At 31.6% G+C, this 19,876-nt stretch carries 17 protein-coding genes; 10 read left to right on the forward strand and 7 right to left on the reverse strand.

Annotated elements, in window-relative coordinates; all coding sequences use genetic code 11:
* Positions 1 to 108: 108 nt before the first annotated feature.
* The 3 genes from EI427_RS03490 to EI427_RS03500 form a co-directional block, all read right to left on the reverse strand.
* Positions 109 to 4,206, reverse strand: coding sequence for a hybrid sensor histidine kinase/response regulator transcription factor (locus tag EI427_RS03490; protein WP_126611675.1), 4,098 nt, complete (start codon positions 4,204 to 4,206; stop codon positions 109 to 111).
* Between the two features lie 290 nt (positions 4,207 to 4,496).
* Positions 4,497 to 5,894 (reverse strand): sulfatase family protein, encoded by a 1,398-nt coding sequence (locus EI427_RS03495; RefSeq protein WP_126611677.1) that lies wholly within the window; start codon positions 5,892 to 5,894, stop codon positions 4,497 to 4,499.
* A 6-nt stretch (positions 5,895 to 5,900) separates the two neighbouring features.
* Positions 5,901 to 7,406 carry a sulfatase-like hydrolase/transferase gene (locus EI427_RS03500; protein ID WP_240655349.1) on the reverse strand — a complete coding sequence of 502 codons (1,506 nt, stop codon included), beginning with the start codon at positions 7,404 to 7,406 and terminating at the stop codon, positions 5,901 to 5,903.
* A 460-nt stretch (positions 7,407 to 7,866) separates the two neighbouring features.
* Between EI427_RS03500 and EI427_RS03505 the strand changes: the two genes are divergently transcribed.
* The 7 genes from EI427_RS03505 (at position 7,867) to epsC (ending at position 13,199) form a co-directional block, all read left to right on the forward strand.
* Positions 7,867 to 8,235, forward strand: a complete 369-nt coding sequence (locus EI427_RS03505; RefSeq protein ID WP_126611679.1) for a hypothetical protein — start codon at positions 7,867 to 7,869, stop codon at positions 8,233 to 8,235.
* Between the two features lie 119 nt (positions 8,236 to 8,354).
* Entirely contained in the window at positions 8,355 to 9,275 is a 921-nt protein-coding gene (locus EI427_RS03510; protein ID WP_126611681.1) for a PfkB family carbohydrate kinase, read from the forward strand.
* Between the two features lie 68 nt (positions 9,276 to 9,343).
* Entirely contained in the window at positions 9,344 to 10,015 is a 672-nt protein-coding gene (locus EI427_RS03515) for a TatD family hydrolase (protein WP_126611683.1), read from the forward strand.
* Positions 10,016 to 10,048: 33 nt separating this feature from the next.
* A complete protein-coding gene (locus EI427_RS03520) occupies positions 10,049 to 10,768 on the forward strand; it encodes a tRNA threonylcarbamoyladenosine dehydratase (RefSeq protein WP_126611685.1) in 720 nt (239 codons plus the stop codon).
* A 129-nt stretch (positions 10,769 to 10,897) separates the two neighbouring features.
* Complete coding sequence (locus tag EI427_RS03525) at positions 10,898 to 11,488, forward strand: 1-acyl-sn-glycerol-3-phosphate acyltransferase (protein WP_126611687.1); 591 nt, start codon at positions 10,898 to 10,900, stop codon at positions 11,486 to 11,488.
* A gap of 128 nt (positions 11,489 to 11,616) precedes the next feature.
* Positions 11,617 to 12,318, forward strand: coding sequence for an SDR family oxidoreductase (locus EI427_RS03530; RefSeq protein ID WP_126611689.1), 702 nt, complete (start codon positions 11,617 to 11,619; stop codon positions 12,316 to 12,318).
* A 65-nt stretch (positions 12,319 to 12,383) separates the two neighbouring features.
* A complete protein-coding gene (gene epsC / locus EI427_RS03535; RefSeq protein WP_126611691.1) occupies positions 12,384 to 13,199 on the forward strand; it encodes a serine O-acetyltransferase EpsC in 816 nt (271 codons plus the stop codon).
* 58 nt (positions 13,200 to 13,257) lie between these two features.
* On the opposite strand, the gene EI427_RS03540 is transcribed toward epsC, so the two are convergent.
* The 3 genes from EI427_RS03540 to EI427_RS03550 all read right to left on the reverse strand — a co-directional run bounded on the left by EI427_RS03540 (position 13,258) and on the right by EI427_RS03550 (position 15,271).
* Positions 13,258 to 13,782, reverse strand: coding sequence for a hypothetical protein (locus EI427_RS03540; RefSeq protein WP_126611693.1), 525 nt, complete (start codon positions 13,780 to 13,782; stop codon positions 13,258 to 13,260).
* Between the two features lie 195 nt (positions 13,783 to 13,977).
* Positions 13,978 to 14,820, reverse strand: a complete 843-nt coding sequence (locus EI427_RS03545; RefSeq protein ID WP_126611695.1) for a PspA/IM30 family protein — start codon at positions 14,818 to 14,820, stop codon at positions 13,978 to 13,980.
* A gap of 25 nt (positions 14,821 to 14,845) precedes the next feature.
* The gene (locus EI427_RS03550) at positions 14,846 to 15,271 is read right to left on the reverse strand and encodes a J domain-containing protein (RefSeq protein WP_126611697.1); all 426 of its coding nucleotides are present in this window, start codon (positions 15,269 to 15,271) and stop codon (positions 14,846 to 14,848) included.
* Positions 15,272 to 15,718: 447 nt separating this feature from the next.
* Here EI427_RS03550 and EI427_RS03555 point away from each other — a divergent pair, with 447 nt between their 5' ends.
* The 3 genes from EI427_RS03555 to EI427_RS03565 all read left to right on the forward strand — a co-directional run bounded on the left by EI427_RS03555 (position 15,719) and on the right by EI427_RS03565 (position 18,772).
* Positions 15,719 to 17,416, forward strand: coding sequence for an AMP-binding protein (locus EI427_RS03555; protein ID WP_126611699.1), 1,698 nt, complete (start codon positions 15,719 to 15,721; stop codon positions 17,414 to 17,416).
* Between the two features lie 91 nt (positions 17,417 to 17,507).
* On the forward strand, positions 17,508 to 18,182 hold the full coding sequence (locus EI427_RS03560; RefSeq protein WP_126611701.1) for an alpha/beta hydrolase: 675 nt from the start codon (positions 17,508 to 17,510) through the stop codon (positions 18,180 to 18,182).
* Between the two features lie 2 nt (positions 18,183 to 18,184).
* Entirely contained in the window at positions 18,185 to 18,772 is a 588-nt protein-coding gene (locus EI427_RS03565) for a phospholipid scramblase-related protein (RefSeq protein ID WP_126611703.1), read from the forward strand.
* A 1-nt stretch (position 18,773) separates the two neighbouring features.
* Here the strand turns inward: EI427_RS03565 and EI427_RS03570 are convergent, their stop codons facing one another.
* The gene (locus EI427_RS03570) at positions 18,774 to 19,676 is read right to left on the reverse strand and encodes an RluA family pseudouridine synthase (RefSeq protein WP_126611705.1); all 903 of its coding nucleotides are present in this window, start codon (positions 19,674 to 19,676) and stop codon (positions 18,774 to 18,776) included.
* Positions 19,677 to 19,876: the final 200 nt, after the last annotated feature.

The following is a 19,876-nucleotide window of genomic DNA, read 5'->3' on the forward strand; positions in this document are numbered from 1 at the left end:
ATAACGACTAAATTCCCCACATAACCCAAAAGAGATACAAAAATTAATTTTGTATCTCTTTTGTTGTTTTAAAGAATGAATTATGTGGGTGTATATTCAGATGAGCTACTACCCATTCACTTCTTCTTTGTGCTTATTTCTATATTCTTTTGGAGTAGCTTTAAACATCTCTTTAAACATTTTTGTAAAGTATGACGGGTGATTGAAACCAACCATATACATTACATCAGAGATATTGTACGTACTATCTCTAAGTAACTGAGCAGCTCTTTTTAGCCTGTATTCTCGAATAAACTCATTGACTGTTTGACCAGTTAGCGATTTAATTTTCTTTAAAAGATTAGAGTGACTTAAACCAACTTCCTCACAAAGTTCTTTTACTGTAAATTCATGATTGTCTATCTTTTTTTCTATAATATCTATTACTTCAGTCAAGAAATTTTCATCAATAGAATTGATGGTCACCTCGTTTGGTTTGATAATAGCTTCTTTCTTTACGTTTTCTCTTAACATTGTACGCTGTTCTATAAGTTTACGTACTCTTAGTTTAAGATAATCTACATTAAATGGTTTTTCTATGTATTCATCAGCACCCATTTCAATTCCTTCCATCTTACTATCAATACCACTTTTAGCCGTTAGTAGAATTGTAGGAATATGACTTGTTCTTAAATCTGATTTAATTTTTTCCGTCATTTTAGCACCATTCATTTTGGGCATCATCCAATCAGAAATAATGATTGTAGGTAACTTAGACTTCGCTAATTTCCATCCATCAGCACCATTATTTGCTCTTAAAATATGGTATTCATCTTCAAATAATTCAACTAGAAAAGCCTGCATATCTACATCATCTTCTACAATAAGTAAAGTAGGTCTACTATCTTCAATAGTTATTTCGTCTTCTTGCTCCTCTTCTATATAGTTATTTTCTTCTGGTTGAGATGTAATGATACTGTCTATTTCGACTTCAGAAACTACAACATGATCTTCAATTTCATTCTTATTTATAAACTTCAATTCTTGAATTGGTAAAAAGATAGTAAATGTAGTCCATTCATTTTCGGTACTCTCTACCGTTACCTGTCCGTTGTGTAGTTTAACGTAATCTCTAACTAAAGCCAGACCAATACCAGTACCTTTCTGCCCGTTGTAATTTGGTAGCTGAACATTTACAAAACGATCAAATATTTTTGTGAGGTACTCTTTAGGAATCCCTTGGCCTGTATTTGCAACTTTTATAAAAAGATGATCTTGTACATTTTCTGAATAGTCTTGATCTGTTAAACCAATAGAGGTTTCTATTTTACCATCATCGGGAGTGAATTTTATAGCATTTGAGTACAAATTATAAATCACTTTTTCCATTTTTGTGACATCAATTTCTTGAATGTAATGATCAAAAGGAGCAGTAAATTTAACTTGTAACCCTCTTTTTAATGAGGCCTCTTCGAAGTGATCTTGAATAGACTTTACAAATTGAACAATATCATATTGATGCGTATTTAATGTCTCGCCACCTTGTTCAATTTTTCTTAAATCAAGTACTTGATTAACCAAACGACCTAACCTGTCACTATTATTTTTCATGCGGGTAAGCATGGTCAGTTTCTTAGGGTCATCTTCTTCAGAAATCATAAACTCTAATGGGCTTTTTATTAAAGTAAGAGGAGTTCGAAGTTCATGAGATACATTAGTAAAGAAGGTGATTTTCTGTTGTGTTAATTGATCATTTTCTTCCCTCTTATATTTTTCTAATTCAAGTTGATTCTGCATTTTCATTTGCCCCATCATTAACTTTCTTAGTAAGAAAATAGCTAGAATAAAGAAAATGATATATGCAATTATAGCAAATGTACTTGCCCACCAAGGTGATCTAATAACAATTTTCAAGATCTTATTGGGTTGATCTTGATATCTTTTAGAAGCTCTAATTTTAAATATATAAGTACCGGGGCTTAGTTTTTTATAAGTTGCACTATGATGAAGTTTACTAATACTCTCCCAATCATCGTCAATACCTTCTAATTTGTAAAAGAATTTAGAAGAATTATTATTTTTATAATCGATGGTAGAAAATTTAAGAGAAAAGGAATTATTAGTGTAATCTAATACAATCTTATCTGTATCATTTATATCCTTTGTTAGAATGGGAGTATTTTGAAGACCCATATTTGGAATAATATTACGATCTTTTACCTTTAAGCCAGTAAGGTGAACTTCACTCACATCATCATTGAAAATAACTTCATCGGGGTTAAATGATACAAAGCCAGCCATACCCGTAAAATAAATATTCCCATTGCTATCCTTTGCAGAACCTTCTTTGTAAAGGTCAATACCTGTATCGTCTTGTGTAAGTTTATGTAATTTTTTTGTTTTTCGATCTAAAGCATAAAGCGTATGTGCTGTCGCTATCCAAATCTGTTTTTCAGTAATTTGTAACGACTTTATATTTTCTGTAAAATTCGAGACCCATTTAGGTTTCTTTTTCTCTATTTTATAAAGTGCCTTATTATCAGCTAACCATAATGATGAATCTCCAAGAACAAATTTAGGATTGTGATACTTAAATTTCTTTTGGTTTTCAAACTGAATAGGTTGAAACTTACCTTTATTACTATTTAAAACGGCTACTCCTCTACCATTTCCAGCCCATAATTTTTTGTTGTAAATTATAATAGGTGATGTAGAATAATAAGTATCTATTGGTTTATTACCTAAATTCTGTGTGATGTTTGTAACCTCTAAAGTTTTATTTTTTAGTTCTTTTACTCTTAATAAACCAAGGTAGGAAGTAATCCAGGTATCTCCTGATACATCTTCTTGGATAAAATTTAAATAGTTGGTGTTTAATCCTTTTACATTTTTAGATCCGGCAACGTATTTATCAAAAGAATCCGTTTTTTCATTATAAATATTTAAACCACCAAGAGAAGTAATCCAGACTTCACCGTTATCTTTTATTAGCGTACTTCTTGTTTTTGTGTGTAGAATAGAAGGGTACCTAAACGTTTTATATGTATCTGATTTACTACTGTAATTAACAAGACCATTGTTGGTTGTTATCCACATGTCATTATTCTTGGCAATTTTGATATCATTTATATCTAGATCACTTTCTAGTTGAGTGTTACCAGTAGGCGTTTTATTAAAATGTAAGAACGAAGGTTTGAGGTGAACTTTACTAGCTCCATTTTCTGTCCCTATCCAAATATTATTTTTTTGCCCCTTTATTATCTGAGTAACAATATTATTATTGATAGAGTATTTTAATTTACTATCATGAAAAAAGGAACGAAACTCGTCAGTTTTTGTATACCAAATAGTTAAACCTCTGTCTGTTCCCAACCAGATTTCATCTTCGTTAATTCTACATATTGTTTTAATTACTGGGTTAGATAGATTACTATTATTTCTATTCAACAACTGATATTCTCCAGTAGTTGTATTGAATTTACATAAACCTGTTTCTGTACCAACAATTAAAGTTTCATCATCATTTTCATCAAATGGTAAGATCGATAGAATGTAATTGTTTTTAATAAGGTCTCCGTGGTTTTTATCAACGAGTTTATATTTCTTTACTTCTTTAGTTTTAGCATCAATTCTGTTCAATTTATTTTCTGTTCCTACCCATAAATTTCCTTTAGTATCTAGGTAAGTACACCTTACTAAATTTGCAGACAATGTTTTTTCTACTCCTTTTATGTGTGTATATGTCTCTGAGGTTTTACTTTCAATGTTATAAATCATTAAGCCATTTACACTCCCAATAAGTAAATTACCCTCTCTTGTGTAGTTAAGGTGATGAATAAAACCGACATCATCAATATCAGATTTCTGGATAATATCTTTAGTTGGCGAGTAATAAAATACGCCAATATTTGTACTAATCCATAGTGTATTATTATCTTCAATAACCATAGATGTAACTCTCTTTACAGGAGGTTGACCAGGGTTATTATACATTTTGTATTCTTTCATCTCAAAACCATCATACCTAAAAATACCTATTGTAGTGCCAAACCACATATAACCATTTTGATCTTGAATAATATCAGAAATAATTAATTGCCCATTTGACGATTGTGGGAATTTTATGTTCTCAAATTTTGGTATTTCTTTTTGCTGAGCAAATAGTAAACTACTAAGTAGAGTAGCTAGAAGTAAAAAAATGAATTTAATATTTATGTTAGTATTCATGCTGATAAAATAATCTTATTGGAAAAAAATCAAAAAGCAAAATAGACATCGTAATTGATGATCTACTTATTAAAAAAAAATTATGTTATTTACTGCGTTTCAAATTAAAAACAATAATTAAAAGTAGTAGCATATTTCTAATTTGATATTTTTTATCACATAAAAAATAAGGAAATCTGCTATTGTAGATGAATTTTCTGCTAGAAAAGTGAAATTGTTTAAAAAATTGGGCATTAAAAAAAGGAACATGATAACTCATATTCCTTTCTAAGTATATTTATTATTCTAAGCTATAAAGTAGACGGTTGCTTTAATTGATACTTTTTATAGTAATCTTTTTGTTGCAACGCCTTGTATTTATTCTCTTCAAAGTAACTAGGGTTAGGTAAAGCTACTTCCCAATTTCCTAATTGCTTAATCATTTTTTCTGCCTTTTCCTTTTCTTTAAAAAGGAGATCATTTTGTTCAGATACATCTGTAGATAAATCGAACAACATAGGTAAGTGGTTTGGAATAGTTACTAACTTCCAATTTCCATCTCTAATAGATCTACTTACTGTAAATTTCCAAGTCATTTGCTGGTGAGGAGTTTCTTTATTTTCTCCCTTTACGTAAGGAACAAGATCAACACCATCTAATACATCATTTACTTTGCCACCTGCAGCAGTAATAAAAGTAGCTGCAAGATCTAAAGAAGAAATGGTTTGTTCATATCTAATGTTTTCAGGAATATGCTTACTCCATTTCATCATAAAAGGAACATGAATTCCACCTTCTAATAAAGTACCTTTTTTACCAGAATAAGGAGCGTTTAGAGAACCATTTCCAATAGGACCACCATTGTCACTTAAAAATACAATAATCGTATTTTCATCAAGATTATGTTCTTCTAACATAGCAATAATTTTAGCCACATTTAAGTCTAAACGATGCACCATAGCTGCGTATGTTCTTCTTTTAGGGTCTTTGATATGCTCATACAAGGCAATATCTTCTTCTAAAGCTTGTAACGGAGCATGTGGAGCATTAAAAGAGGCATATAAAAAGAAAGGTTCGTCTTTATGTCTTTTGATAAAATCGGCACATTCATCACCAATATCGTCAGTTAGATAAGTAATTTCTTGTGGTGTTTTATAATTAGACTCTAATGCAGAGGCATACGCTTTTTGTGCTTTTTTAGTTGCTTTACCATTTTTAAAATAATTGTGTCCTCCATAAGGAAACGACCAATATTCATCAAAACGATTTTTAGGGTGATGTTCTTCACCATCACCAAGATGCCATTTACCAATTATTCCAGAGGTATAACCTAAAGGCTTTAAATATTCTGGAATTGTTTTTATTTCAGTAGGTAAACCATCTGTGTAGGAAAGGTTTTTTGGTAGGTTGTTGTCGTAACCAAAAGTAACCTGATTTCTTCCCGTCAATAACCCCGCCCTAGACGGACTACAAACTGGAGAAGAAACATACCCTTGATTAAAAAAGACACCTTTTTCTCCTAAAGCATCAATATTAGGTGTTTTAATTTCTGTTGATCCTGTAATTCCGAGATCACCAAAACCCATATCATCAGCTAAGATAAGTACGATATTAGGCTTTTTATCTTCCTTTGGTTTATCAGAAACACTTTTAAATGATAAGCATAAAAGGCTAAGTCCGATAAAAGGTAAAACTTTAATTACTTTCATGATCAATTATTTAGTGCCTTTCTCTTTTTCTTGAGCGGCTTTCAATTTTTTGTATTTTTTATTGAATTTACCAAAGCCAATTTCTTCACCCGCTTGCATTCTTTTGTAAGCTTCAGGATATTCTTTTTTTACATATTGATATACTTCAACAGCATAAGCAGTAACCGGCTCGTAAGTATCATCTGCAGAAACCATTTCTTTTGTATATTTCTCTGCTTCTTTACGGTACTTCTTGATAAGTTTTTTATACTTAGGATTTGTTGCTAAGTTATTTAACTCATAAGGGTCATTTTTAAGATCATAGAACTCTTCTTTAGGTTTATGGTCTTCAAAAAATATCTTTTGATAATCATTTAGTTTACCTGCTTCGTTTAAAGTTCTCATAACATGAACTGCAGGACGGTAAAATTCTAAATAAGCTTGGTGTGCATCGTAAGCAAGTTCTGGCTTATTGTTTTTTACATATCTATAACGTGTATCAGAAACAGCATACATATCTTCCATCACTTCATCCCATAACCCTCTGTAAGAATATACAGACTTACGGTCAAAATCTTTTCTAATGAAAGATCTACCCGTTAAATATTCTGGTAATTCTGCACCTGCAAGATCTAAAATTGTAGCCGTAATATCTGTAGAAGCAATAATTTGATCACTTTCATCTTTATGCTCAAAATCTTTTGCCCATTTTACAATCAAAGGAATACGGATAGCAGGATCTTGTAAATATCCTTTACCTCTTAAATTACATCTTCCGTTATCACCTATTACAACAATAATAGTGTTATCTAACATGTTTTTATCCTTCAATTCCTGGATAATCATACCCATTTCATTGTCGGCATATTCAATCTGATCTAAGTATTTAGCCCAGTCTAAACGAATTTCTGGTGTATCTGCATAATAAGGAGGTAGTACAACATCGTCTACAGATACAGGGTGTTCAGATTTATTTCTAATATTAGTCCACCATCCACCACGGTGTGTTACATTTAACTGTACTTGTGCAAAGAAAGGTTGGTCAGCTTCTTCAAAATGATCATTCTTATCAAAAAGGCCTCTGTTTTCTTCCCACGTTCCAATAGGTGTATATTTAAAATTACAATCTGTTTTTCTTCCTTTAGCTTGTACACCATGATGTCCAAGAATAGTTGTATATCCTTCTTTTTTTAACCAATAGGTAAATGGTTTAAAAGGATTTTGAAGTTCTACATTTCTGTTACTTCTATGGTGCATCGTGTTTGTTTTTAACTGATGCGTTCCAATCATCATTGCAGATCGGTTGGTAGAACAGATTGTTGCTGTACCGAAAGCATTGTAATAAATTGTTCCATCTTCTGCTAGTTTATCAAAATTAGGAGTCTTAACGGCTTCCATTCCGTAACAAGCAAAATCATGACCTATATCTTCTGCCATTATCCAGATAATATTAGGTTTTTCTGATGTGTTTTGTGCCCAAGCAGTTAAATTTATAAGTAGTACTAGGGCTGTCAGTTTAATAATTCGTTTCACTTTAAATTAGTTTATTATACTGTAGTCTTAAAAAGTAATTTTCTTCATTTCGTATCGTTATATAAAATAGAATTGAGATATTCTTTTTGTAAGAAAAATCGTAGTAAGATAATCTTTATAGATCTACTTAAAATGATAAATCAAAATGTTTTATATACCTACATTACAAATGTGTTTAATATTGAATTAAGTTACTATTACAATTTTCTAAATAAATAGCACATTTTAGACTTAAAGGCATTTAAAGAGCTGCTTTAGGCACTTTTTTTAACTAAAAACACTTATAGATATAGCGTTTATTCATTTTTGAGAACAGAATTTTAAAACACATTTTATTCAATACATTAATTGAGTATCTTTGCAATAGTTAATGATAATCTACTGTCTAAAGTTCTATTAATTTTTTTGTTCGTTCGGTAATTTCAATTGTCTACTTAATAGAATAATAGTATATAATAATATGAGTAATTTTTTACGATTATATTTTTTTCCGTACTGTGTACTATCCTTATTTTTATTGTTGTCATCATGTGATAAAGAAGAATCTAAAATCAATACATGTGATGAAGAAATAATCAAGAATAAGTTTGAAGTGTATATTGAAATAGTTAACGATGCAGTAGATAATGCTGATTGTGAAACAATAGTTGCCTCTTCTGATGAGATGTTAGAATTTTTGGATGTTAATTATAATTGTCTCATAATTCTATTAGTGCTTAATGAAGATGGTATAGATTCTGAAGAAGAAGCAGATCAAAGTATAATGGAGATGAGAGCAGCCATTGAAGAATTGAAATACTTTTGTGAAGTTGGCCTTCCTTTACAATAATTGTAATATTAATTATCATTTTATCTTAATGATATTTACAATCTTTCCATTTAACAGTTAATTTTATTTATTTTTGCATCCTTCTTAAGAAAGAGAATAATTAAAAATAAATAGATTACATGAGTTTATTAACAGTAGGTTCTGTAGCATTTGATGCTATTGAAACACCTTTTGGAAAAACAGATAAGATAATTGGCGGTGCAGGTACTTATATCTCTATCGCATCATCATTTTTTACTAAGCCTGTTCGTGTTGTAGCAGTAGTAGGAGATGACTTCCCAAAAGAGTACATCAAAACTTTAGAAGATCAGGGAGTTGATACTGAAGGCTTACAAATTAAAGAAAACGAAAAAACTTTCTTTTGGGCAGGTAAGTACCATAATGATATGAACTCTCGTGATACATTAGTTACAGAACTTAATGTATTAGAAAACTTTGATCCTATTGTACCAGCAAGCTACCAAGGTTCTGAGTACATAATGTTAGGTAACCTTTCTCCTCAGGTTCAAAGCACAGTAATTGAGCGTTTAACGCAAAAGCCAAAGTTGATTGTAATGGATACAATGAACTTCTGGATGGACATTGCTTTTGATGATTTAATGAAAACTATCTCAATGGTAGATTTATTATCTATCAACGATGAAGAAGCTCGTCAGTTATCTGGTGAGTACTCATTAAGAAAAGCAGCAAAGAAAATTATGGCAATGGGACCAAAGTACTTAATCATCAAAAAAGGTGAACATGGTGCTTTATTATTCCATAAAGATGAGGTTTTCTCTGCACCAGCTTTACCATTAGAGGAAGTATTCGATCCAACAGGAGCAGGTGATACTTTTGCAGGTGGTTTTATTGGATACCTAGCAAAAACGGATGATATCTCTTTTGAAAATATGAAAAAAGCAGTGATTTACGGATCAGCATTGGCTTCTTTCTGTGTTGAGAAATTTGGTACAGAGCGTTTATTAGAAATTACGGATGCTGATGTTCAGACACGTGTGAAGGAATTCCACAAATTGACAGCATTTGATACAACTTTATAAGGAGTATCTTAAAAATATATTTACCTTCTATTTTAATTCTTAATCAGATTAAAGTAGAAGGTTTTTTTATGTTTATTTTTTTTGATTCACATACACATCATAAAAGTATATATTCAAATGTTATTGGAGTGTACAATCATTTACTTCAGAATGATTGTACTCTTTTAAATTCTCAGTTAAATAGTGCCGGAATCCATCCATGGTACATTGATGATTTATCAATTACAGAAAATATTGATAAATTAAAAAGTATAATTACCACTTTAGATGCAGTAGGAGAAGCTGGCTTAGACCGTTCTATCAAAACGGATTTAGCATTACAAACAGAAGTATTTACTGCCCAGATTGAAGTGTCTGAAGAGTTTGAAAAGCCAATGATTATCCATTGTGTTAAAGCATATTCTGATTTATTGGCTTTAAGAAAAAAAGGTAAATGCAAACAGCCATGGATTATTCATGGATACCAAGGTAACAAAGAAACAGCCAACCAATTGATAAAAAGCGGTTGTTACTTGTCTTTTGGAAAAGCTTTAATGTACAAAAGACCTAAGTTGACAGAAGCATACGAATTAGCGGATAAATCAAAAATTTTATTTGAAACAGATGATGATAAAAACCTTTCAATAGAAGACCTCTATCAATTTGTTTGTACAACCTATAATGAAGAAATGTCTGTACTTCAACAACAAAAACTAAAAATAGCAAATCAGTTATTTCCCAAACTAGATCAACTTCTTTAAATTCGCACCTAGAATTTAAATTTACACACAAATATGGGACACTGGCAGGAAAGAACTGAGCTACTTATTGGGCAAGAAGGTATTGAGAACTTAGGAAATAAACACGTATTAATAATAGGTGTTGGTGGAGTAGGTGGTTTTGCTGCAGAAGCAATTGCAAGAGCAGGTGTAGGAAGAATTACAATTGTAGACGGTGATGTGGTTGATGTTAGTAACAGAAACAGACAAATTGCTGCATTGGTAAGTACAGAAAATATGTCTAAGGTTAAAGTTATTGGCGATAGAATTAAGGATATAAATCCAGATGTTCAGCTAGAAACTAAACAAATTTATCTTGATGGTGAAAATATTGCTACGCTTTTAGATGAACATGCCTACGATTATGTAGTGGAATGTATTGATACATTAACGCCAAAAGTAACTTTACTTACTACTTGTATAGATAAAAAAATTAAGGTTATAAGTTCTATGGGAGCCGGGGGCAGAATGGACCCAACACAAACTAAAGTAGCGAGACTTAGAGATACTTACAATTGCTTACTAGCTAAAAAAGTAAGAAAAATGGTGGGTACTCAAAGATACAGACGTAAGATTAAAGTTGTATTCTCGCCAGAGGTAATAGATAAAAGTAAAGTGGAAGAAGTGAAAGGAGTAAAGCATAAACGCTCTACAATTGGTACCATTTCTTATATGCCAGCAGTGTTTGGTTTAACGGTTGCTTCTGTTGCTTTACGTGATTTATTGGATAGTTAACATCCTTTAAAGAAAATAAATAACTGTTTTTGTCACAAAATTATCCAAGTAGATGTTGTTAGTTTTGTTGTACTATACAGTACATTTTCTAGAATCATAATCTCTAACGAGATTTCTAATATCACATCTATGATTAGATTAATTTTTCGTCTTTTATTTAATTTAAATGGTTGGTCGCTCAAAGTAGATCATATTCCTGTTGATAAATTAGAGAGAAGTGTTTTTTTAGCAGCACCTCATACCACAAACTGGGATGCAGTTTATATGGTTGCTGCTATGCGAAAAATTGGTGTAAAATTAAGGTTTGCCATTAAAAAAGAATGGATCCGTTTTCCGTTGAGTATTGCCATTAAACCCATGGGTGCAATTGGTATAGATAGAAGACCAATTAATAAAAGAGAGAAAAAGATAAGCATGGTAGATGCTATCAGTAACCTCTTTAAAGAAAATGATAAATTGGCTTTAGTAATGCCTCCAGAGGGATCTAGATCACTTAGAAAAGAGTGGAAATCTGGTTTCTATTATGTAGCAGTTCAATCTAAAGTACCTATTGCATTGGCTTATCTTGATTATGATAAAAAACAAGCAGGTGTTTACGAAATTTTTGAACCTACAGGTGCTTTTGAAGCAGATATGAAATATATCACTTCAGTTTATAAAGAAAACCACCCAGGTCCTAAATTTCCAGAGCTGTATAGTTTAGACGAAAGGTTTGTATAAAAGTAAACTTGGTAGCTATTCTTTTGTAGAAATAGGTACTTTGAAAATATTATTTGAAGGAAAGGGATTATCCCTTTCCTTTTTTTGTAAATTCATATAGAGATTGAATTAATTAAAAATGAAAAATCATGGATTTATTAAATAAAAGAATACTGATTACAGGAGGAAGTTCTGGGATTGGAAAACAAACAGCTAAATTTTTAATAGCTAAAGGAGCCAAAGTACTTATTACTGGTAGAGCTGAAGAAAAATTATTAAAAGTAGCAGAAGAGATTGGAGCTATTCCAATGCTATTTGATATAGCACAGCACAATACAATACAAGATAAAACAATTGCTTGTGTAAAAGCATTAGATGGTGGAGTAGATGTACTTATTAATAATGCAGGTATTGGAGAATTTGCCGAATTAGAAGACGTATCTCTAAGTTCTTTTCAAAGAGTGTTTGATGTAAACGTCTTTGGATTATCGGAATTAACAAAATGTATTTTACCTTATTTCCAAGAACAAGGATATGGTAATATTATAAACATTGGTTCTACAGCAGCGTCTAAAGGTTTTGCCTTTGGGTCTGTATATGTTGCCTCAAAATTTGCTTTAAGAGGATTGACACAATGTTGGCAAGCAGAATTAAGAAAATACAATATTAGAGTTACGCTAATAAACCCAAGTGAGGTAGTTACTGCTTTTGGAACAGAAAACAGAGAAGAAAAACCAGAAGAAGCTAGAAAACTTACTGCAACAGAAATAGCACATACTATTGTTAGTAGTTTGGAACTAGATGATAGAGGGTTTATTCCAGAAGTTACAGTATGGGCTACTAATCCTTAATTATTTAAGAATTATAATTAATATTGTACAATCAATTAACTATTGGAATCCTAAATTGAAGAAGAATGGAAGGAGTAGATAAGGATATCATTGCTCAGATAAATGCTAATAAATGTATGTTTCAGATGCCTTCTAAACAGAAGTCTGATGAGTTTATAGATGATATGTTCCGTTTTTTATTTCCTGTAGTTTCGGGAGTAGAACAAGGACATTATGCCGCAGAACTTGCTTTACTACGTCTAAAAGGCAAAATGCAAGAGTTATTTCTTCCAATAAGAGATCAGTTTGAAATTGGATGTTCTAGAGCAACAGAAAGTTTTTTTGATGCACTTCCAGAAGTACATATCAAATTAATGAAAGATGCTCAAGCAATTTTTGATGGAGATCCTGCAGCTAAGCATATAGAAGAGGTTATACTTGCTTACCCTGGCTTTTATGCCATTTATGTATATAGACTTGCACACCAATTGTATAATTGTGAAGTGCCAATTGTTCCTAGATTATTTTCTGAATATGCACATAGTAAAACAGGAATAGATATACATCCGGGAGCTAATATTGGAGAGTACTTTTGCATAGACCATGGAACGGGTATTGTTGTGGGAGAAACAACAGATATTGGAGAACATGTTAAACTGTATCAAGGTGTTACATTAGGAGCCTTGAGTGTAAGTAAAGATATGGCTACTAAGAAAAGGCACCCAACAATTGAAGATAATGTAATTATCTATTCTGGAACTACAGTTCTAGGTGGAGAAACTGTTATTGGTGCCAATTCTATAATTGGTGGTAATGTTTGGCTTACCGAAAGTGTTCATAAGGATTCTACAGTATATAATCAAAGTACTGTGAGTGTAAGAAAAAAGAAAACAGCGATATAAAAAAACAGGCTATACCAATTAAAGTATAGCCTGTTTTCTTTTATTATTTTCGTTAAAATTAATTCTTACAAATTTCTAATTCGCCTAAGGCTCCGTTAAGACCATCAACTCCACTATTTAAGTGTATTATAGCTTCTTTAATATGATCAATTGCTTCATTTAAATGATTGTGCATCTCGTTCATATCTTCTGCATAGTGAGCAGTAGATAACGTAGTAGAAGCAATATCAAAAATTCTCTTAGCATCATGAAAAGAATCATGTGCATCAAAAGTTTGGTTACTTGCTACTTCACAGATTAAATATGCTTGCGACTTTGCATTATGTGTTTCATCTTTTGCAAAGTGAGCATTTCTCATGGCAGCCTCAGCTTCATTTTTAGCAAGACCAACATTTTCTTTCATACAATCCATTGTCTGACAATCAAAACATTCACTTATAAAGTGCAATGCTGTTTCAGCTCCTTCATGAGAAGTCTGGTAAAAATCATATGCCTCATTTATATCAGTAACAACAACGTGATGTTGACCATAAGAAAAGGTAAAAGACAATGATAATAGAATAATGAGTAAGAGTTTTTTCATATAGGTTCTCGGTTGGTGTACGTCAAGATAACAATCAACAATAAAATAAAGTGCCCAACGTTACAATATTTCTGTTGATATTATATTTATTCCTACTCTTTATTGATAAAATACAAAAGCCCTTTCCATTAAAGTTATAATGAAAAGGGCTTTGTTAGAAAAATACAATTTATATCTATATTCTAATCAAAGTGATTATTTATTTTTTAATTGCTCTTTTAACTTATCTAATTCAGAAGGTTCACTACTAGGAGATGCAGAAGTATTACTAGAACTAGATGTAGAAGAAGTATTAGTAGTAGTACTATCTGTACTAGAGCCTTCAGATAAACGTGCTTTTAATTTAGCCAACTCATCAGATGCTCCAATAGAAACATTACCACCAGGAGCTATTCCTAAAGCCTTGTCAATTTCATTCTCTGGCGTTTGCTGATTTAAATCTGCAATCTGACCATAAGACTCTGCTAAAGCTTCTTTTTCTTCTACTTTTTGTTTCATTTTTTCTAAACGAGCTAAAGTATTAGAAGAGTCAACATTAGATAATTGCTTGTTTAATTTTGCAGAAGCATCACTAACCGTAGCACGAGCTCGTAATGTTTTCAACTCATTTTCCCAAGAACCAATTTGAGTTTTAAGTTGTTGAACATTCTGCTCCATCTTAGTGAGCATACCAGAATAATTATCAATATTTTTCTGATTTGCACCAGCTCTTTGAGCATATTGTTGTTTTCTTTCTAAAGCCTGAGTAGCTAATCTATCTGCTTCATCAGGGGCTAATTGTCCTTGAGATGCTCTTTGTACAAGTAACATCGCTTTTTGTTCAAACTCTTTAGAATTTCTATTATTTGATTCAAATTCCTTCTTTTCTCTAATAGTTAAGGCCTTAACTTCTGCAAGTCCTTGCATAGATTTAGATAAATCGCCTTTTAAATCTCTTATCCCTTGTTCCGTCTGCTTTATTGGATTTTCTAATTTATCTAACACCGAATGTGCTTCTGATTCTGCAATTCCAAAAAGTCTTTTTAGCCATCCAAACATGTTTGTATATTTTTGTTATTAATTTCTATTTTAAAGTTTTTTCAAAGAAGTTATAGGCTTCATTTATTTCTAAAGTTACCTTCTGAGCCATATCTTGTTTCTTCTTATCACCGGCATAAAGATCCGGATGATATAATTTAATCAATTTTCTATAAGATTTCTTTATTGTTGCAAAATCATCACCCGGTTTTACTTCCAAAGCACTATAATATTCCTGTTCTTTGGTTTTTTTCTGCGGTTTTTGCTGATAAGACTGCTGCTGATTAGCATATTCTTGGTGAGAAGAACTCTCCTTGTATGTGTAGGTAGAATTTTTTATCTCGTCATAATACTTTTTCCATTCAGCATCAAAACCATCTTCGTTTTTAAAGAGGTTCTCAAATAACGGATTTTTATCAATCTGGTCGTTTATTGTTGCTTTTAATATGTCTTTAAATCGATCTACTAGCATGTTTAATTTTTTATTTGACACTACAGGTAATTAATACCTCTATATATTTAACACGAAAAGTTACTAAAAAAGATGCTTTTTTACTCAAAAAGTTATTTGTGAATGATTTTTCATTTATTTTTTTTGACATATTATTTGATAAGTGTATATTGGAAACTTAATATAAGCAGTATTAATGCTTGTGTTATTTATTATAAACACACTCACTTTTTTTTATATTTCTAACTGTAAATTTATATTTTTATATGTTAGAAGTAATTTCAAAGTATTCTACTTTTAAGTATTCAGTCAAAAATAGTTTATAAATAGTTATCATTTATTTTTTTGTACACACACTACTAAAACCATGATGATAGATAGTATAGGCTAGTTTTGTTTAGATACGTACTACTAATTTACAGACAGGTTTACCTAAATCAGTCTTATTAAAAAAAACATAAATTAAAGATGGAACAAAAGCGCCCTTGGTATAAACACTACGCTGATTTTACTCCTCAGGAAATTAACCCTGATAACTACCAATCGTTAATAGCTCTTTTTGAAGAATCGTTTAAGAAATTTTCGGATAAGGTAGCATACGAATGTATGGGTGCTAAATTAACTTATAAAGAAGTTGATTTAGCTTCAGAACGTTTTGCTGCTTATTTGCAGAACTCATGCGGTATGGATAGAGGAGACAGAATTGCTATTCAGATGCCAAACGTATTGCAATATCCAATTGCAATGATTGGAGCAATTCGTGCAGGTATGGTAGTCGTTAATACTAACCCGCTTTATACAGAAAGAGAAATGCTACATCAGTTTACTGATGCAGGTGTAAAAACAGTTGTAATTATGGCTAATTTTGCTGATAAATTACAAAATTGTTTACCAAAAGCTCCATCTATAAAAAATATAATTATAACAGAAATTGGAGACCTTCTAGCTTTTCCTAAAAGCTTGATTGTGAATTCTGTAGTGAAATATGTTAAGAAAATGGTTCCTGCTTTTAGCATACCAAATGCAGTGAAATTTAAAACTGCATTAAGAAAGGGAGCCACATCTACTTATGTAAGACCAATCTTAACAGGAGAAGACCATGCCTTCTTACAATATACTGGTGGAACAACAGGTGTTGCTAAAGGCGCAATCCTAACACACAGAAATATTGTTGCTAACCTAGAACAATCAAACGCTTGGTTACAGGGATTCTTAAAAGAAGGAGAAGAATTAGTAGTTACTGCACTGCCATTATATCATATTTTTGCCTTAACAGTAAACTGTATGACGATGATGAAGATTGGTGCACACAATTTATTGATTACCAATCCTCGTGATATGGATGCCTTTATTGGTGAAATAAGTAAATATAAATTCTCTATCATGACGGGTGTAAATACACTTTTTAATGGTATGCTGAATCATAATAAATTTGCTGATCTAGACTTTTCAAAATTAAAAGTTACAATTGGTGGCGGTATGGCTGTTCAACAGGCTGTAGCAAAACGTTGGGAAGAAATTACAAAATGTACTTTAGCAGAAGGATATGGTTTAACAGAAACATCTCCTGTAGTTTGTGTACATAGATTAGATAATCCTAAAATTGGTACTATTGGTTTACCTTATCCATCTACAGACGTAAAAGTTTTAGATGAAGATGGAAAAGAAGTAGCGATTGGAGAAACTGGAGAACTTTGTGTAAATGGTCCTCAGGTAATGAAAGGCTATTGGAATAGACCACAAGAAACAGAAGATACATTCTTCCCTAACGGGTGGTTAAGAACCGGAGATATTGCTACAATGGACCACCATGGTTACTTTAAAATTGTAGACCGTATTAAAGATATGGTTTTAGTTTCTGGCTTTAATGTGTACCCTAACGAAGTAGAAGAAGTTCTAGTAATGCACGAAGGTGTAGATGAATGTGCTGTAATTGGTGTACCTGATGAGAAATCTACAGAAGCAGTAAAATGTTTTATTGTGAAAAAAGACCAGCATTTAACGCAAGAACAATTAAAGAGTTTTTGTAAACAAAATTTGGCAGGGTACAAAGTACCAAGGCATTATGAATTCCGTACAGAATTACCAAAATCTGCTGTAGGAAAAATCTTAAGGCGTGTGCTGAAAGAGGAAGAATTAGCCAAAACAAAAAAGGCGTTACATTAAGTCTTAAAATATATAGTAAGGTACTGCAAAGAAATTCTGCGCAGTGCCTTTTTTTATTCAAAACTAACCAACTTCAATAACTAGTTTAATTATGAATTCATCAAAAGAATGGGTGTCTATAAAGTTTGATGCTCCGTTTCTAACAAATAATACACTTACATCAGAAATGGACGCATTATGGTTTGTTTTTCATGGTTATGGTCAGTTAGCAGAACATTTTATCAGGCGTTTTGATGTTTTAGATAGCTCTACAAATCATGTAGTAGCCTTACAAGGACTTTCAAAATTTTATTTAGACAATAACTATAAGAAAGTAGGGGCCTCTTGGATGACTAAACTAGAACGGGAGGTAGATATTCTTCATCAAAAAAGATACATAGACGAAGTCTTTTATAACAGGTTAATGAAAGCTGATAAAAAGGAGATGAAATTAAACTTCTTTGCTTTCTCTCAGGGTGGAGCAACCTTACTTAGGTGGTTAAAAGATGCACAACCTAAGGTAGATAATCTGATTATGTGGGCTGCAGATTTACCTTCTGAATTAACTGTAACTGATTTTAATTTCTTATCAGAAGAGTCTAACCTAGTTGTAGTTCTGGGAAATCAAGATCCATTTGCAAAAATGATTGATATCACTAGGCAAAAAGAACTCTTACAAAATTTACCTTGTAGCACAGAATTTGTATCGTTTGATGGAGGTCATCTTGTAAAAAGAGACGTTTTAGAAACGATAATAGAAAAACTAAACTGTAAAACTAATTTTTAGCTATGCATCCCTTATTAAATCATAATGTATTTCTAGTAAAAGAGCACGTTGGTATGTTCAAAGCAGCCAATAACTACGACATCTACGATCCAGAAACGGATAGAATCATGATGGAATGTAGAGAAGATAATCTAGGTTTTCTTACTAAGATGCTTCGTTTTACTGACTACAAAAGAAATACGCCTTTTAATATTGAAATTAAATCGGCAACAGGAGAAAAAATACTAACTGTAAAAAGAGGGATTTCTATCTTTTTGTCGGACGTAGAAGTATTTGATGAACACGACCAACTTGTAGGCACTTTTAAGCAAAAGCTATTTTCTATAGGCGGAAAATTTGAGGTAGTAGACCCAAATGGTGTTTCGCTTTGTATGCTTAAAGGAAAGTGGACAAGCTGGGATTTCAGATTTGTAAAAGACGATTTTGAGTTTGCACATGTAAGTAAACAGTTTGCAGGTATTGCAAAAGAAATGTTTACTACTGCAGATAATTATGCATTAGAAATTAACCCAGAGGTACCTCAAGATAACCGATTAAGGTTGCTTATTTTGGCAGCGGTTATGTGTATCGATATGGTATTAAAAGAGTAATCTAAGAACGGAATTTTTCCCACATCTTAGTCTCTCTTAATAGAAGCTTCTCAAACTTTTCTGGTTGAGGAGCTTTTATTGTTTCAAAAGTATCCGTTCTAGGGTGTTTAAAAGTAATTTCTACAGAAGAGAGAAACAACCCTTTTCCTTCTAAAGTATTTCCATCTGTTCCATAAAGTTTATCGCCAACAATAGGAGTACCTAAACTTGCCATATGAATTCTAAGTTGATGTGTCCTTCCTGTATGTGGCGTTAACTCAACAATAGATAAATGTTCACTTCGTAATGAAGGAATTGTTTTTAGTACCTTAAAAGAACTATGTGATGCCTTATCTTCTATTGGTGTTTTTACATCACCTTCTTGATGTGGCAACGTACCCATTACAACTGCATGGTATTTCTTTTTTATTGTTTTGTCTTCAAACTGTTGTCCAAAAGAAACTCTAGCCAAGCGTGTTTTAGCAATAAGTAAAACACCAGAAGTCGGAGCATCTAATCTATGACAAGGTTTAGGCCACGGCATTTTATCAATTAAATCACTTGGTTTGATGTTATGGAGAAGGGCATTTTCTATAGTTCTAAATTGGTTTCCACTTACAGAAAAACCAGCAGGTTTATATATTACTGCACAATCTTCGTCTTCAAATAAGACATCTAAATCTAATTCAAAAATCTTAGGTACTTTTTCTTCCTCACCAAGTATTTGATAGACATCTCCAGCATTACACCATTCTGCACCATTCAATACTGTATTGTTCAAAAGAATACGTTCTTTCTTAAAAGCTTTTTTTAACCCATTCCTAGAAGTAATAATGGTATTATACTTAAGGATATAATCAAAAACTCTCTCTTTTTTAGAGTAATCATTATTTACATTTAAAGTAGTAAGAATTAAAGATTCCATGAGGTTAAAAATTCATTTTTATTTTGGATGTTACGTTCGTAAACTTTTAATAATCATAGCGAAAGTACCAACTAATCTACAAAAGAGATAATAATATTCAGAAACGAATGCATTTATTAGTTAAAGACTATTTAAATACACTTTTTCCTTACATGATTAAAAAAAACAAAAATAATTTTTATCGTTAAATTAAGGTAGAA

It is taken from the genome of Flammeovirga pectinis (assembly GCF_003970675.1).
In the GTDB taxonomy this organism is placed as follows: domain Bacteria; phylum Bacteroidota; class Bacteroidia; order Cytophagales; family Flammeovirgaceae; genus Flammeovirga; species Flammeovirga pectinis.

Bases quoted from the DNA above. Each gene is read 5' to 3' on its own strand.
- EI427_RS03490 (WP_126611675.1), bottom strand. From the start codon at position 4,206: ATGAATACTAACATAAATATTAAATTCATTTTTTTACTTCTAGCTACT.
- EI427_RS03540 (WP_126611693.1), bottom strand. From the start codon at position 13,782: ATGAAAAAACTCTTACTCATTATTCTATTATCATTGTCTTTTACCTTT.
- EI427_RS03550 (WP_126611697.1), bottom strand. From the start codon at position 15,271: ATGCTAGTAGATCGATTTAAAGACATATTAAAAGCAACAATAAACGAC.
- epsC (WP_126611691.1), top strand. From the start codon at position 12,384: ATGGAAGGAGTAGATAAGGATATCATTGCTCAGATAAATGCTAATAAA.
- EI427_RS03520 (WP_126611685.1), top strand. From the start codon at position 10,049: ATGGGACACTGGCAGGAAAGAACTGAGCTACTTATTGGGCAAGAAGGT.
- EI427_RS03515 (WP_126611683.1), top strand. From the start codon at position 9,344: ATGTTTATTTTTTTTGATTCACATACACATCATAAAAGTATATATTCA.
- EI427_RS03555 (WP_126611699.1), top strand. From the start codon at position 15,719: ATGGAACAAAAGCGCCCTTGGTATAAACACTACGCTGATTTTACTCCT.
- EI427_RS03510 (WP_126611681.1), top strand. From the start codon at position 8,355: ATGAGTTTATTAACAGTAGGTTCTGTAGCATTTGATGCTATTGAAACA.
- EI427_RS03570 (WP_126611705.1), bottom strand. From the start codon at position 19,676: ATGGAATCTTTAATTCTTACTACTTTAAATGTAAATAATGATTACTCT.
- EI427_RS03530 (WP_126611689.1), top strand. From the start codon at position 11,617: ATGGATTTATTAAATAAAAGAATACTGATTACAGGAGGAAGTTCTGGG.
- EI427_RS03545 (WP_126611695.1), bottom strand. From the start codon at position 14,820: ATGTTTGGATGGCTAAAAAGACTTTTTGGAATTGCAGAATCAGAAGCA.
- EI427_RS03495 (WP_126611677.1), bottom strand. From the start codon at position 5,894: ATGAAAGTAATTAAAGTTTTACCTTTTATCGGACTTAGCCTTTTATGC.
- EI427_RS03505 (WP_126611679.1), top strand. From the start codon at position 7,867: ATGAGTAATTTTTTACGATTATATTTTTTTCCGTACTGTGTACTATCC.
- EI427_RS03560 (WP_126611701.1), top strand. From the start codon at position 17,508: ATGAATTCATCAAAAGAATGGGTGTCTATAAAGTTTGATGCTCCGTTT.
- EI427_RS03565 (WP_126611703.1), top strand. From the start codon at position 18,185: ATGCATCCCTTATTAAATCATAATGTATTTCTAGTAAAAGAGCACGTT.
- EI427_RS03525 (WP_126611687.1), top strand. From the start codon at position 10,898: ATGATTAGATTAATTTTTCGTCTTTTATTTAATTTAAATGGTTGGTCG.